Genomic DNA, 14,749 nt, shown 5'->3' on the forward strand with positions numbered 1-14,749 from the left:
GTCTAAAATTTCTTTAGGCAAAAATAATTGGTTTTAAGTTTAAAAAACAATTAATTTACGGAAACCTTAAAGGCAAAAAACACTTTGCGACTATTCGATTTTTCTTTGAAAGTAAATGGCTTTGCGATTAACAAGGCTAAAACGGCTTTAGCCCAAATTCAGGCGAAAACTGATTTAGAATTTGAAACTTATGTTGAAGCGCAAAAAAAAGCGATTGTTTCTCATCATTTAGAACATAATCCCTTTTATAAATCTTTAGGAAAATCTATAGATCTTAACGATTGGAATTCTGTACCCATTATTACCAAACGTCATTTACAACAACCTTTAGAACAACGTTTAAGTGATAATTTTACACCTAAAAATGTGTATGTAAATAAAACATCTGGTAGTTCTGGTGATCCCTTTATTTTTGCAAAAGACAAATGGTGCCATGCCTTAACTTGGGCAGAAATAATGAACCGATTTGGGTGGTATGGCATAGATTTTAATAGCTCTAAACAAGCACGTTTTTACGGAATTCCACTAGACAAAAAAGGGTATTACAAAGAGCGGTTGAAGGATTATTTTGGTAACCGATTCCGTTTTTCAGTATTTGATTTGAGTGATAGTGCTTTTGAAACCGCTTTAACCAAATTTAAAACGACACACTTCGATTTCATTAATGGATACACCAGTTCAATTGTTCAGTTTGCAAAATATCTGAAGCGTAAAAACATAAATTTAAAATCAGCTTGCCCTAGCTTAAAAGCCTGTATCGTCACTTCAGAAATGTTATTTGATGATGATAAATTATTACTCGAAACTCAATTTGGACTTCCTGTAATAAATGAATATGGAGCGTCAGAATTAGATCTTATTGCGTTTCAGAATACAAAGGATGAATGGCAAGTAAATAGTGAAACCCTCTATGTTGAAATTTTAGATGAAAACAATACAGTTTTACCCTATGATGAAGAAGGTAGAGTTGTTATTACATCATTATATAACAAAGCCCATCCATTTATCAGATACGATATTGGTGATATTGGTGTTTTATCTAAAAATAGTACCATTAGAAAACCTATTCTTAAAAAACTGATTGGAAGAACAAATAGTATTGTTGTATTGCCCAGTGGAAAAAAAGCTGCCGGATTAACTTTTTATTACATTACCAAAAGCGTGATTGAAAATGATGGTAACGTTTCCGAATTTATTGTTGAGCAATCTCGTATAGATCATTTTATAATTCGCTTTGTCAGTAACAAAGAACTAGACTCGGATAAAAAAGACGTTATTACTGAAGAAATGAAACGCTATTTAGAAACAGGAATCACTGTTAGTTTTGAACGTGTAGCACAATTAAAACGGACTAAAGCAGGGAAATTAAAGCAATTTATTTCGAAGCTATAGGTTGAATTAAACGTTTTTTCACAAATAAATGTTCGAATAGAAACTGTATTAAATAGACTAACGACTTTACATTAGAAAAACCTAAACCTTTACGGTACACATTAAAATTATGCTTTATTAAATTGGTTTTATTAGAAGATAATGAGCCCTCTGTAATGCGATAGTAAGCAATTGTCTCTTGAATACCTATTGCGGGTTTATCACTTCTTTTTAAAGCCTCTAACCACAATAACCAATCTTGTCGTTTCTTTAAATCCTTAGTGTATATTTTACCTAATTTTTCAGAATTATACATTCCTGTTAAGTTCCCTACATAATTTGCCTTTAGCAACTTTCCGAACTGCAACTGTGGCAAGGCGTGTACTTTCTTGTTTAGTGCTTGATTGTCTTCATCAATCCATTCGTAGCTCCCAAAACTGACATCTGTACTATTGTTTTGCAGTTGAGCTACCTGTAATTGAAGTTTATTCGCTGCCCAAAGGTCGTCTGCATCTAAGAAGGCAATATAATTTCCTGTAGCCATTTCAGTACCTAAATTCCTAGCCTCTGCTGCACCTTTATTATCTTTGTGAGTAAATAGCTTAATTCTAGAATCGCTCTCTGTAAATGGCTTTATAACAGCCTTTATTTGATCTGATGAGGCATCGTCTACCAAAAGTAATTCCCAATGAGCATAGGTTTGATTAATGACACTATTAATCGTTTTTTCTATAACATTGGCATTGTTATACATTGGTGTTATAATAGAAACTAGTGGTTGCATATGTAAATTTAATAGGCTTTATCGTCTCCTTTAACAACATTAATTATAGTCTGACCAATAATTTTTAGATCTAATAAAAGTGACCAATTTTCAATGTAAAAGATATCGTATTTTACTCTGTTTATAATATCCTTATCGCGTTTAATTTCGCCTCTATATCCTTTTATCTGAGCTAAACCTGTAACACCAGGCTTAACATTATGCCTATAGATAAAATTATACTTATTAATTTTCTTAGAATAATCATCGGTATATGTAAGCATATGTGGCCTTGGTCCAACTACAGACATTTCACCCTTTAGAACATTAATAAACTGTGGTAATTCATCTATACTCGTTCTTCTTATAAACTTACCTATCACAGTGACACGTTTATCATTTTGGCTCACATACGTTCCTTTTGACTCTTGGGTTGTGGTAAGTGATCTGTATTTATAACAATAGAATGCTTTGTAGTTTATTCCTGTTCTTTTATGCTTAAAATATAGAGGACCTTTTGACTCTAGCTTAATTAAAATAAATAAAACAATAGAAAGCCAGGATAGCACAAAAACAATTATTAATATAGAAAACACAATATCAAATGTTCGTTTAAAAAGCTTATTTACTTCATTATTCAGAGCTACTTCCTGTATAGATAAAACCGGAATATAGTTGTAGTAATCTGTTTTATATCGCTTAGTAATTAGTTTTTTTGTGTTTGGAATAAATTTAATATTACAGTGGTTTAAATTAGCGCACCTCACGTATTCATTAAGTTCTTTTTCTGATAAATCTGAAATTGAACAGTAAATCTCATCAATATTGTCATTATTATTTTCTAGGTAATTAAAGCTATCTTCAATAGAGCCAGAACTATTTTCATCGTGTGTATTACTAAACACAGCCTGGATATTATAACCTAATTCTTTCTTTTCTCGAAATATTTTTTTTAGAGCATTAACACTTTCCCCTCCTCCGATTACAACAATATTTCTTAAGTTTCCTTTTAAATATACTCTGATCGATTTTAGAATGTAATAGCTTAATAACTTCACAAAGCTGATTGCTATAAAGGAATAGCTTAAATATTTTAAGGTGACAGTCACCTCTATATTAATACTTCTAAAAAAACCTTCAAATGCATAAACCAGGAAAGTATAAACAAAGAATTGTTTTAAAATGAGCGATAGAATATTTAATACAGACGTATATCTATAAACTTTATAAAATTTTAGAAAATGGGTAGATAAAAGCCAGAAAATTATAGAGTATATGAAGTATAATACATTCTTATTATTGAATATCTCGAAAGAGAAAAAGTATAATTTTTGATTGTTAAAATTTAAAAAGACATAAGCAAGTACATTTATAATGGCGAGATCATAAATAATTAATAATGGTCTCAACACCCATGAATATCTTCCTCTCTTAAATTCCATATTTATTTAATCTAATTGAAAGGTGTTTGGACGATTTGTCATAGAAGTTAAGTTGAAATACATCTGTTAGGTTAAAAATTAGTGTTGTTTAATAGGCTTTATCTTCTCCTTTAACAGCATTAACGAAAGTTTGAATTATAATTTTAATATCTAAAAGTAATGACCAGTTTTCGATATAAAATATATCATACTTTACTCTGCCAATAATGTCTTTATCTGTTTCTACCTCTCCTCTAAATCCACTAGTTTGTGCTAAACCTGTTATACCAGGTTTAACGAAATGTCTAACCATAAATTTATCTATTTTCTTAGCATACATTATGGTATGACTTACCATATGAGGTCTCGGCCCTACTACAGACATATCTCCAAAAAGGACATTAAAAAACTGAGGCAATTCATCAATACTTGTTTTCCTAATGAATTTACCAACTTTAGTTACTCTTTGATCACCTCTTGTTGCTTGGTTTGCATGCGCATCTTTATTTGGCATCATAGACCTAAACTTAAAACAGTCAAATTCTTTATAATTAAAACCATTTCTAGACTGTTTAAAAAATATAGGTCCTTTAGATTCTAACTTTATTAAGATGCCGATTATTGGGGTTAACCATGATAAAATTAAGACGATAACCAAACACGAGAATAGAATATCAAAAACTCGCTTTATTAATGTGTTCACAGATTCTTCTAAAGGAATCGTTCTAAGTGTAAGAATAGGAATATAATCGTAATACTCATATCTTAATTTTTTTGAATAGATCTCTTTACTATCTGGAATAAATTTTAAAATTTTAAGATTATTATCCGCAAAATTCACAATATCAGCTATCTGCGTGTTACTTAATTCTGAGATAGAACAGTAAATCTCATCTATACCTTCTTTTAGCACAAATTGAAAGCAACCTTCTAGAGAATCTGTTTTATTTTTTAAATTAAAAGTCTTCTTATGAGAATATCCATATTCTGGATTCTTATTAAAAAATTTATCTAAGGCAAGCGTCTTTTTATTAACACCAATAATAACTGTTGTTCTAAAATTTCCACCAAACGAAATTCTATATTTCTGTAATAAGTAATATATGGTATATTTTAAAATAGTAATGAAAAGAAAACATAATAAAGCATATATAACTAATGGCTTTGGGTACATATCAAGCTCATGATACAAACCTGATAAAGCAAAAATCACAAGTAGAAATAAAATAAATTGTTTTACAATAAGTGATAGAATGTTTATAGGCCGCGTATACCTATATACCTCATAAAAGTGCGAATAAATAGATAAAAAAAACCAACTTATAGATATTAGTGCTAAAAAAGCTAAAGGATAACTCTCTTCAAACAAATAAAAAATAGCTACTATATTAATTATTAGTAAATCTATAATATAAGAGATAGGCCTTAAATACCCTGAATATCTTCCTTGCTTAAATAAACTCAATGGTGTGCTTTATTATTTAATAAAATTATTAATATTACTTTTTTAAATGTTCACTATAAATTTTTTCTAGCTTAATAATATTCTTATTAATATCAAATTTACTGTTAAACAGTTTTAACGAGTTTTCAGAAAACTTAATATTTATATCATTGGTACTAATCAACTTTATTATGCCTTCAGAAAACTTAAACTTATCTTCATTTTGAATAAGGTAACCATTATAATTATTCTCTACCAAATCTCTATTTCCATCAGCATCAGTTGCCACTATAGCTTTTTTTAGCGCCAGACTTTCTATTACAGAATAAGGCAACCCTTCATATCTTGCTGTAGAAATATATAATTGAGAACTTTTAATAATATTAAATATATCATTTCGTGATGTCCATTCTAAAAGCGTAACATTAGTACCTAAATTTTGTTGCTTAATTATTTCTTTGACCGTGTTAAGACTTGGTGAGTGATAACCAACACCCATTAGTACAAGATGAACTTGTGGCAGCGTTTTTTTTACCTCAACTAATACATCTAGCATAAGCTCAATGTTTTTTTGGTAAGAAGGACGGCCAACAGAACAGATATAATAATCTGGCCAAGTTTTTTTTATAGACAAATCTTTTATATCAGAGATTGGATTAATTGAATTATTAAATAACAATACATTCTCTTTTTTATAGCCCACCTCTTCAATAGCTCTATTTTTTTCAGAAACAGAAGATGCTAAAATTTTATTATTAAAACCTCTAAAACATCGCTCAACAAAAAGGTATAAGCGTTGCTTAAAACTAGTTTCTGCACTTAAATAAGAATAAGCTTGAGGTGTGTGTAAGACAGGTATTTTTAATATAAAACCTACTATCTTCCCAATGATACCTCCTTTTGCACTATGAGCGTGTATAACTTGTGGTTTCTCCTTTCTTAAAATTTTTAATGTATTAAAAATGGCAGCAAAGTCTTTAAATACACTAATCTCCCTTTTGATTGGTAATTTATAATCTTTAATAGGGTTCTCAGCATTATCCAAATATGGAACTTTTGTATCATCATTACTATGAATAACAATATTTTCAAATTTAGAACTATCAATATTCGTTAAAATTAAACGTAATGAGACATCTACCCCTCCAACTGAATTAAGAATATGTGCTATTTTTATTTTATTCATTAAAGGAAAAATAATTAATTTTTAGAATAATAACGAGCCTGAATTAATAGTTAACAAATATAATTTATTTAGCTACTAAAGTAAATACTAATTAATTTAATTCCTTTTGAACTTAATTCTTCAATTTTAAATCATAAACTTTAAGAAAAGTACCAATTATTTTAATGAAGGGTTATTGTGATTTTGACCTTTAGAGGAAATCATTGTAGAAAAAACTAATGTTAGAGCAAACAACTCTCCTCCCATTTGTCTCGTTAAAACGTTCTCTACTGAACAAAAAAGAATTAGAGATAACAGCAAAATAAAAGAATAATAACTTTTGTAATCTAGCTTGAGCCAAAGCACAAAAAAGATGATAAATATTAAAAACATTAAAACACCAGCGCTTAACAAGAAATTGATAAATTGATTATGAGTATTAAATTTACTTCTTACAAAAAAATCTTGTTGCTTTTCATCTGCAAAATCTAACCTGTTTACATAGCAGTTTTCCAATTCGTTGTTAATGTTAACGAAGCCGCTCCCTGCCAAATAACTTTTATTCTGAAAAAAAATATCATTTGCACAGCTCCATATAAAATATCTAGGCTCAAACTTAACCATCTGTTCAAGACTATAATTAGTACTAGATATGAAAAAACGCTTTTTTAAACTTGGGTTAATAGAAAACATAACAACGCTAAAAAAGCACAGTGTAATGATTATCAATCCTGCTTTTTTTCTATTTTTAGCATAACAGAAATAAGCTAAAACTCCTATAATAATTGAAATCAACGAAATTCTTGCTGAAATAATTAATAAAAAGATTAGAAATAATAGTGCTAAAATATAATATAGAAATTTTGCTTTAGAAACTTGAGTCGCAACATACAAACACATACAAAAGCTTAATACATATACATACCCAATATATGGTCTATCTCCTAACAAAATTGATGATACATGATCACCTACTGTCATATTAAACTGCCCTGATAATTTGTAGTGAATAACTAAATTTATAACAGATATAACAAGTAAAGCTAATGATCCATAAATAAATGAAAGAATTGGAACTAGCTTATTCTTAATTGGTATAGATGAGATTAAAATAAGTACGACTAACCATAAATTATTGACAAATTTAAAATCTTCCCACCGCTTAAATATAACTAACTGAATCGTTAATAAAAAAACTAAAAGATATAGGGTGTAGAATCTCTTATCTAAAATTTTTCTCCAATTTTGTTTTTGAACTACAAAAGGAAATAAAGCGATTAAGACTATTAAGATTATATTAGGAATTGCTTCACCTAAATCTGTAAAAGGAACTACAGCACAAAAAAGCGAAAAAACAGTTAGATAGATATATTCAAGATTCTTTTTCAATTTTTATTAATAATTTTTTTTATAAAAGTTGTAAAATCTCTCGGTGCTAGTAACAGGATGTAATTTCTAATTAGACCATAAATAGGATAAAATCCGAAATAAAAATGTGATTTTAAAATACTAATTCTAGCCTTAACTTGCTCTACTCGTCTTGTACTAGAAAGTGAGTTTGGGTCCACTACATAATCTAATAAAACCTCAGGCATATTCGCTACTTTAAATTTTTTGATCACATTAAAGAAAAAGGCAAAATCCTCACCATTTCTATGATATTTTTCGGGAAACAATCCTACGTCTTTTAAAATATCTACATAATAAATAACACTTGAATTTACGAAAGTACTATTCAAATGTATCTTTTTAATTATTGAGTCGTAGGTCGTTGGGTGCTTTAACACAAAAAGTAATTTCCCATTTGTATCAACCATATTAACAAAAGTACCGACTAACTTAATTTCGGGATGTTCTCTAAGGTAAGTGATTTGCTTTGAATACTTATCAGTATGATTTGTATCCCCACAGTCTAGTCGTCCTGTAAACTCATAATTCATTTTTAGGATGACTTCAAGTCCATGATTAGTGGCCATACCAACACCCATGTTTTTAGGCAATATTTCTAAAAAGATATCACCCCCTTTATATTTTTCTTTTAAAGAAGCTAAGTTTGGTTTTTCTATACTACCATCATCAACAATTAAAATATCTACTTCAATTGACTCATTAATAGACAATATAGAGGCATTTAAACCTTCTAAATTGTTATAATGACATATAAGAATAATTAATTTGTTCTGATTATTTACCATTTTACATTATTTCCTAAATTACCAATTCTCCTTAAACAAATAAGCATAGCTAACCCCAGCCAAAATATATATATTCTAAATGAATCTATTTGTAGCCACATCAAAAGAGTTCCGAAAAAAACGACATAAAGTGTTATACCAATATAATTATAACCTTCATTAGAATTAAGGAATTTATAAGTATAATAAAAGGTTAACGATAGAAACATTATAAAAAATATAAAACCAAGAATTCCGGTTTCAGCAAGTATCCTTATATAGAGATTATACCCAGGAGGAAAGGATTTAACGTCTTCATTTAAATAGTACGCCTTAAATTCATAATTACCTTTTGTGGCCCACTCCGGATATAATTCTTTCGATTCAAATGCCTGCTGTCCCCAACCTATACCTGTAATTGGATATTTTTTAAAAACCTGAAAATTAGCATACTGTATTCCAAACCTTGATTGATTAGATCTAGCATTGTCAGATTTTGTATCTGTAAAATTTAAAGATTCAATTCTTTCATTAATTGTATCATATATAATATCTCCTTTAAGCATTAATACGACAGGGAGAATGCAAACTAAAAGAATAACTATTTTTCTAAAAATATTTCTAAATAGATAATAATTCTTATATGAAAAATACCCTAAAAATATAAGCTGTAAAAACACAGTTACTAAAGCTGTTCGTGATTTAGAAACAACACTTAAAAAAATCACAAGTAAAAAAGGAATAAACCTATACCATTTCTTATTTGTAAGGATATAACTAAATATAAAACCTGATATACTTATTACGTATATACCTAAATCTGGAGGCCTCCAAGCTGTAGCATTAACTCTTTTTAATTCAAAATATAAAGTAGGTCTTGTAAATGGTAAATAATCAAATAATTGATAAACCCCTATGAGCTGAGTAACGCCCGAATAAATTAGAAACTGAATAAGCCCAACAATAAAAACCACGATAAGACTCCAGAACATCGTCTTTCTTACAACAAAGAATGTTTTTATCACACCCAAATTTATACAAACATTATAGAATAAGTAAAACAGCATAAAATATGCGAGTATTACAGAAATCAATTGTTTTAGATAACGAACCCAGCCAGATGTATGCTTAAAATAGTATTCTGATATATTAAAAAAATTAAAAAAGGCAGCAACCACTATAAAAATAAAAAATATGAAGAATGCCTGATAAATGGGATGTGCAAATGGTAAGGATACTTTAAACCTCAACAAATCATGAATGAATAATACAATAAACCCTATAAGAAAAAATATTGGAGCCGAGTCGGAACTATATTCCCCCAAAAAGCTCATAAAACCAGGTACTTCAGAATTAAATGGCAGAAAAAATATTCCTAATAAAAAAATAAAAATATAGGTTTTTTTTATTAAATCCATATTAAAAAATTTTTCTATAATATATATAATTCATCAAATTGGCTGTTATAAAGGCAAATAACAAAGTTAATACAAACCCCATGTCATTAAACAAAGTAATTAATACAACTCCGAATATAATCATAGAAATCGCTCCAAATAGATGTGAATAAAACAATGGATAAGTAACTTCTTTAGCCTTTAAAGCAATCGAAATTGGTTTCGTAGACATCGCAATCAATTGAGCGAACCAAACGATTAAAATATAGGCTATACCTTCACCATATTTGTCTTGATATAAAAAACAATATACGATATACATTACAGGAATTGAAACAATATAGATAAGCACTAAGGGTTTGGTATAGCGCTTATAGAAATCTTTCATAACAACTGGAATCAAATTTTCAGATTCTAATGCTTTCATGGAAAAGGTAGGTGTCAAAAAATTATCCATTCCTATCAATAAAATTGTAAAAACGCCAAATAGATTTTGAATAATTCTCAGTTTACTTATTGCAAAATCAGACACTCCAAAAGCTTTACCAAAAATATAAATACCTTGTGTATAAACCCAAAAAGAAACAGCACCTGCAAGAATCCATTTGGCATATTTAAAGTGGGTAAAAAATACGGAAGTATAAAAATCCTTATTAAAAATACTGAAAACAGATAATTCTTTTTTAATATCCGTTTTATAATATATAATTATTACAAAAAATAGACTTGCAAGTAAATAAGCAACCCAATAAACTACCAAGATTAGATTTAAACTTAAGGCATCTTTATAGGCATATATACCACTGAAAAAAACGATATTCATTAGCAATGAACTAACAGGCGCAAATCCCGTAGAAATTACTTTATTTGAAAAAATAAATCTTTTAAAAATATCTACTAATGTCAATCCAAAATTCATCAGTAAGAAATTCAATAAAAAAATATGAGTCACCTGAATTCTTAAAAAGAAAAAAGATATTATTGAAAATACGATATTGAAAATTGTGAAATAAATAATATTCACACTCAAATAGTTAAACTTTTCGTTATGCCATTTCTTAATACCAAAAACCAATATTGGTGCAGAAAAAACAGTAGTTAATATTATATTTATGAGTGTAGAATAACTGTACAGAACTACAAATTCACTAAAAACAGTTTCATTTAAAACTGTTGATAATACAAGAACAGAACCAAAGTTCATTAAAGAGGTTAATACTTGGTCAGTTAAAATAAAATATTTATTATTAAAAAAATTATTACGAAAATTCATGTAATATTATAGTATAAACTCTTTTACTAATTGCCGAAAGTAGTTAATAAATGTTGTAGCGGAAAATAATAATGAAAATTGTAGATTTAAAAACTTGAAGCATAAAAAATAATGATACTTTTGGAGATAATTTAATGTATTAATTTAATAATTACATGAAATTTTTCATAAAGAAAATTTTTAAAGAAAATAAAAAATCCAAAATTTACCAGATCAGTTCTTGGGTTTACAAACGGTATTTTCCTTATGTCAATGTTGTTACAAACATGTTTTCTGACACTTTTTTTTATTGTAAGCACTCAAATGTATTTAAGGTTAACACATTAAATAAAATTGAAGCTAAAATAATCTTAGACTACCATTCAATTGAAAAAGGACTCTTATTTTCTCAAACAAAATATGGCTTTGCTAAAGATAAAATAAAAAGACTTAACAAGTATCTTAAAAACCAAAAAGTACTCACTAATTCTAATAAGTCTCAAATAAGCGTAGCATACAGTGTTATGTGCGAATATTACGAACTGCACAAAAAGAACAATTTTGATATCTCTTCTTTTTATGCTGAAGACGATTATCTTTTCTATAAAAATCATTTAAATAGCGCATACAATAATACCTTTAGTGGAGTTATTGAATATACAAAAAATGATTTTTTTGATCATACTTTTTCTTCATTTGATAAATTTTCAGACTCTAGAAAAAGTGTTAGAAACTTTACGGGTAATTTAATAGACGACTCTACAATTGAGAAAGCTATAATGCTTTCTAAAAATGCCCCTTCTGTATGCAATAGACAACCGTCCAAAGCCTATTATTTAAAAGACAAATCAAAAATTGATAAAGTTTTAGAATTACAAGCAGGACTAAATGGTTTTACCCAAAACATTAACCAACTACTAATTATTACCACAGACGTTAATTATTATTATTCGATTGGAGAACGTTATCAATTTTATATAGACGGAGGAGTTTATCTCATGAACCTCTTATATTCCTTACACTTTTATAATATTGCTGCCTGTCCCGCAAATTGGGCAAAAGAAAAAGACGACGAAAAAAGAATTAAACAAATACTCGATATTAATAGTTCTGAAAAAGTTATATGTTTAATTGCCATTGGGGAGGCAGATGAAAACTTTAAAACAACATTATCCAAAAGGAGAGATTTAGATGAAGTTTTAACCATAATCAAATAATTAATGACAAAATTAAAAATTGGAATTTTAACGCTTCCTATAAACAATAATTATGGTGGAATTATTCAATTAGCTGCATTATATAACTTTATTGAGTCCAATGGATTTGAAGCTGTTTGGATAGATAAGAAACACCCAGAAAGCGTCGTTAAATCTTGGCTAATAAAGCTTATTGAAATTAACCCATTACATCATATTTACGATCCTAAAAACTTTAAAACAATAAAGCTTTTTCGTAAACAAGTATCCCCTTTTTTTAAAGACTATTTAAGTGTAAAAACTAAAACGACTTACACTTCTGAGCATTTAAAAGAAGTGACAAAAGATTTAGATTGTATTATTGTAGGTAGTGATCAAGTTTGGAGGTTAGAATATATAAAAGAGAACTACCCTACTTATTTTTTAGATTTTGTTTCTTCAAAAACAAAAAAAATAGCCTACGCAGCTTCGTTTGGAAAGGATTTTTGGGAAGGAAAAACAGAGTCCATTTTAAAAATTCAATCATTAATCCAAACGTTTGATTTAGTATCTACTCGAGAGGAAGATGGTTTAAGAATTTGTAAAGACAGTTTTAACTACAACAAAGCTGTTCATACCCTTGATCCTTCATTTTTACCAGATGTAAGTTTCTATGAGAAAATGATTAAAGGCCTCGATTTTTCTCGTAACATTGAGTTATTCAATTACGTATTAGATGCTTCAGAAAAAAGCACTTCAATTGTTGATGAAATTTCTGAACGAATGAATCTAAAAATAGATAAGATTTATTTGAATGCTAATAGCTCATTAAAGAGCTCTAATTTAATAGAAAACTGGTTAGCTCATTTTTACTACTCAGATTTTATAATTACCGATTCTTTTCACGGTTTAGTATTTTCAATAATTTTTAATAAACAATTTATCATTATAGGGAATAAATCTAGAGGATTAAGCAGGTTTAATTCACTTTTAAAGTTACTTGATCTAGAAAATAGAATTATTGATATTGACCAATTTAAAACAGAAGATGTCGCTATTTTAAATGAAAAAATCGATTATTTAGAAGTAAATAAAAAGCTCAATATGCAAAAAGAAATGTCTAAAACTTATCTATTAAATGCAATAAGAGGTTAAAAATTAGTCTTAAAATTGACTTTTAAGATTTACTTTTAATACAATTGACCATGGCGATTGCTAGACTAGATTTCCAATTTGGTATTTTAGAGTCTAAAAGCTGGCTTATCTTTTCGGTATTCATTATACTATACTTTGGTCGTACAGCTGGTGTTGGGTAATCTTTAGTTTCAATTTTATTAAGTTTTATAGGACTATCACTTAATCTAAATATTTCTTTTGCAAAATCGTACCAACTAACCACACCTTCGTTACTGTAATGATAAATGCCGTAACTTGTATTTCTAGACGCAATAATTTGTAAGGTAGCATCGGCTAAATCCATAGCATATGTTGGACTTCCTATTTGATCACCTACGACGCCTATTTCATCACGTTCATTAGCTAACCTTAACATAGTTTTTAAAAAATTATGACCATATTCCGAGTACAACCACGACGTTCTAATTATAAAATACCTTTGTAATGTTTTAGCGATAACCTGTTCTCCTGCCAATTTCGTTTTTCCATAAACACCTAAAGGATTAGTAATATCATCCTCTAAGTAAGGTGCTGTCCCTTCACCATCAAACACAAAGTCTGTAGAAATATGAATTAAAATGACCTCAAACTTTTTACAAGCTTCAGCTATATTTTGAATACCTAAGTGATTGACCTTATCTGCTAATTCTGTTGCTTCTTCAGCTTTATCTACAGCCGTGTAAGCCGCACAATTAATACAATAATCAAACGACTGTTCACTAAACACATCTTCTACTTTAGCCTTGTTTGTTATATCTAAATCAGATGATGATTTAAAAACAAATAGAATATTAGGATGTTTAACCACCAAACTTTGAAAGCATTGCCCTAATTGACCGTCTTTCGCAGTAACAAGTACATTGATCATAAGTTAGCGTCTTTTAAGGTAGGTAAAGTGAGGTCTTTCTCTGACAGTATAAAATCTGTACTAGGCAGCTGCCAATTAATGTTTAAATCCTCATCGTTATATATGATGCCAGCTTCTGATGCTTTATTGTAGTAATTATCACATTTATAACTAAAAATGGTTTCATCTTCTAAAACAATAAAACCATGCCCAAAACCTTTCGGTACAAATAATTGAGTTTTATTGCTTTCCGAGAGCTCAATGGAAACATGTTCCCCAAATGTTTTGGAGCCTTCTCTAAGATCTACCACAATATCTAATACAGCACCTTTCACAACTCTTACCAACTTGGCTTGCGCATACTCACCTAATTGATAATGCAGGCCTCTAAGCACTCCTTTTGAAGATTTCGACTCATTATCTTGAACAAAATTAATATCCAAGCTTAGTGCCTTATTAAGAGCTTTTTGGTTGTAGTTTTCAACAAAATAACCGCGTTTATCGGAGAACACTTGAGGTTCTATTATAAAACAGCCTTTTAATTTAGTTTCTTTTACAATCATT

Annotated in this window: 13 protein-coding genes; 3 read left to right on the forward strand and 10 right to left on the reverse strand. The window is 28.7% G+C overall.

Features of this window, described 5'->3' with window-relative positions:
- Window positions 1-84: 84 nt before the first annotated feature.
- A complete protein-coding gene (locus DFQ09_RS14435) occupies window positions 85-1,392 on the forward strand; it encodes a phenylacetate--CoA ligase family protein (RefSeq protein WP_115811562.1) in 1,308 nt (435 codons plus the stop codon).
- Here DFQ09_RS14435 and DFQ09_RS14440 read toward each other — a convergent pair.
- From DFQ09_RS14440 to DFQ09_RS14475, 8 genes are all read right to left on the reverse strand, one after another.
- Window positions 1,376-2,155 carry a glycosyltransferase family 2 protein gene (locus DFQ09_RS14440; RefSeq protein WP_115811564.1) on the reverse strand — a complete coding sequence of 260 codons (780 nt, stop codon included), beginning with the start codon at window positions 2,153-2,155 and terminating at the stop codon, window positions 1,376-1,378. The genes DFQ09_RS14435 and DFQ09_RS14440 overlap by 17 nt on opposite strands.
- A gap of 8 nt (window positions 2,156-2,163) precedes the next feature.
- Complete coding sequence (locus tag DFQ09_RS14445; RefSeq protein WP_115811566.1) at window positions 2,164-3,576, reverse strand: exopolysaccharide biosynthesis polyprenyl glycosylphosphotransferase; 1,413 nt, start codon at window positions 3,574-3,576, stop codon at window positions 2,164-2,166.
- An 88-nt stretch (window positions 3,577-3,664) separates the two neighbouring features.
- Window positions 3,665-4,963 (reverse strand): undecaprenyl-phosphate glucose phosphotransferase, encoded by a 1,299-nt coding sequence (locus DFQ09_RS14450; RefSeq protein WP_371312506.1) that lies wholly within the window; start codon window positions 4,961-4,963, stop codon window positions 3,665-3,667.
- A 91-nt stretch (window positions 4,964-5,054) separates the two neighbouring features.
- Entirely contained in the window at window positions 5,055-6,185 is a 1,131-nt protein-coding gene (locus DFQ09_RS14455; RefSeq protein ID WP_115811570.1) for a glycosyltransferase, read from the reverse strand.
- Between the two features lie 156 nt (window positions 6,186-6,341).
- Window positions 6,342-7,553 carry an O-antigen ligase family protein gene (locus DFQ09_RS14460; protein WP_115811572.1) on the reverse strand — a complete coding sequence of 404 codons (1,212 nt, stop codon included), beginning with the start codon at window positions 7,551-7,553 and terminating at the stop codon, window positions 6,342-6,344.
- Window positions 7,550-8,359 carry a glycosyltransferase gene (locus tag DFQ09_RS14465; protein WP_115811574.1) on the reverse strand — a complete coding sequence of 270 codons (810 nt, stop codon included), beginning with the start codon at window positions 8,357-8,359 and terminating at the stop codon, window positions 7,550-7,552. The genes DFQ09_RS14460 and DFQ09_RS14465 overlap by 4 nt, the downstream gene beginning before the upstream one ends.
- A complete protein-coding gene (locus DFQ09_RS14470) occupies window positions 8,353-9,756 on the reverse strand; it encodes an O-antigen ligase family protein (RefSeq protein ID WP_115811576.1) in 1,404 nt (467 codons plus the stop codon). Before DFQ09_RS14470 ends, DFQ09_RS14465 begins: the two co-directional genes overlap by 7 nt.
- Window position 9,757: 1 nt before the next feature.
- Window positions 9,758-11,008, reverse strand: coding sequence for a hypothetical protein (locus DFQ09_RS14475; RefSeq protein ID WP_115811578.1), 1,251 nt, complete (start codon window positions 11,006-11,008; stop codon window positions 9,758-9,760).
- A gap of 155 nt (window positions 11,009-11,163) precedes the next feature.
- Between DFQ09_RS14475 and DFQ09_RS14480 the strand changes: the two genes are divergently transcribed.
- Both DFQ09_RS14480 and DFQ09_RS14485 read left to right on the forward strand, forming a co-directional pair.
- Window positions 11,164-12,204 (forward strand): nitroreductase family protein, encoded by a 1,041-nt coding sequence (locus tag DFQ09_RS14480; RefSeq protein WP_115811580.1) that lies wholly within the window; start codon window positions 11,164-11,166, stop codon window positions 12,202-12,204.
- A gap of 3 nt (window positions 12,205-12,207) precedes the next feature.
- Window positions 12,208-13,317 carry a polysaccharide pyruvyl transferase family protein gene (locus tag DFQ09_RS14485; protein WP_115811582.1) on the forward strand — a complete coding sequence of 370 codons (1,110 nt, stop codon included), beginning with the start codon at window positions 12,208-12,210 and terminating at the stop codon, window positions 13,315-13,317.
- Between the two features lie 22 nt (window positions 13,318-13,339).
- Here DFQ09_RS14485 and rfbD read toward each other — a convergent pair whose 3' ends face one another.
- Together rfbD and rfbC are read right to left on the reverse strand one after the other, a co-directional pair.
- Complete coding sequence (rfbD, locus tag DFQ09_RS14490) at window positions 13,340-14,206, reverse strand: dTDP-4-dehydrorhamnose reductase (protein ID WP_115811584.1); 867 nt, start codon at window positions 14,204-14,206, stop codon at window positions 13,340-13,342.
- Entirely contained in the window at window positions 14,203-14,748 is a 546-nt protein-coding gene (gene rfbC, locus DFQ09_RS14495) for a dTDP-4-dehydrorhamnose 3,5-epimerase (protein WP_115811586.1), read from the reverse strand. The genes rfbD and rfbC overlap by 4 nt, the downstream gene beginning before the upstream one ends.
- Window position 14,749: the final 1 nt, after the last annotated feature.

Source organism: Winogradskyella pacifica (genome assembly GCF_003386275.1).
Lineage (GTDB): Bacteria > Bacteroidota > Bacteroidia > Flavobacteriales > Flavobacteriaceae > Winogradskyella > Winogradskyella pacifica.

Bases quoted from the DNA above. Each gene is read 5' to 3' on its own strand.
- DFQ09_RS14440 (WP_115811564.1), bottom strand. From the start codon at position 2,155: ATGCAACCACTAGTTTCTATTATAACACCAATGTATAACAATGCCAAT.
- DFQ09_RS14445 (WP_115811566.1), bottom strand. From the start codon at position 3,576: ATGGAATTTAAGAGAGGAAGATATTCATGGGTGTTGAGACCATTATTA.
- DFQ09_RS14455 (WP_115811570.1), bottom strand. From the start codon at position 6,185: ATGAATAAAATAAAAATAGCACATATTCTTAATTCAGTTGGAGGGGTA.
- DFQ09_RS14465 (WP_115811574.1), bottom strand. From the start codon at position 8,359: ATGGTAAATAATCAGAACAAATTAATTATTCTTATATGTCATTATAAC.
- DFQ09_RS14470 (WP_115811576.1), bottom strand. From the start codon at position 9,756: ATGGATTTAATAAAAAAAACCTATATTTTTATTTTTTTATTAGGAATA.
- DFQ09_RS14475 (WP_115811578.1), bottom strand. From the start codon at position 11,008: ATGAATTTTCGTAATAATTTTTTTAATAATAAATATTTTATTTTAACT.
- DFQ09_RS14480 (WP_115811580.1), top strand. From the start codon at position 11,164: ATGAAATTTTTCATAAAGAAAATTTTTAAAGAAAATAAAAAATCCAAA.
- DFQ09_RS14485 (WP_115811582.1), top strand. From the start codon at position 12,208: ATGACAAAATTAAAAATTGGAATTTTAACGCTTCCTATAAACAATAAT.
- rfbD (WP_115811584.1), bottom strand. From the start codon at position 14,206: ATGATCAATGTACTTGTTACTGCGAAAGACGGTCAATTAGGGCAATGC.
- rfbC (WP_115811586.1), bottom strand. From the start codon at position 14,748: ATGATTGTAAAAGAAACTAAATTAAAAGGCTGTTTTATAATAGAACCT.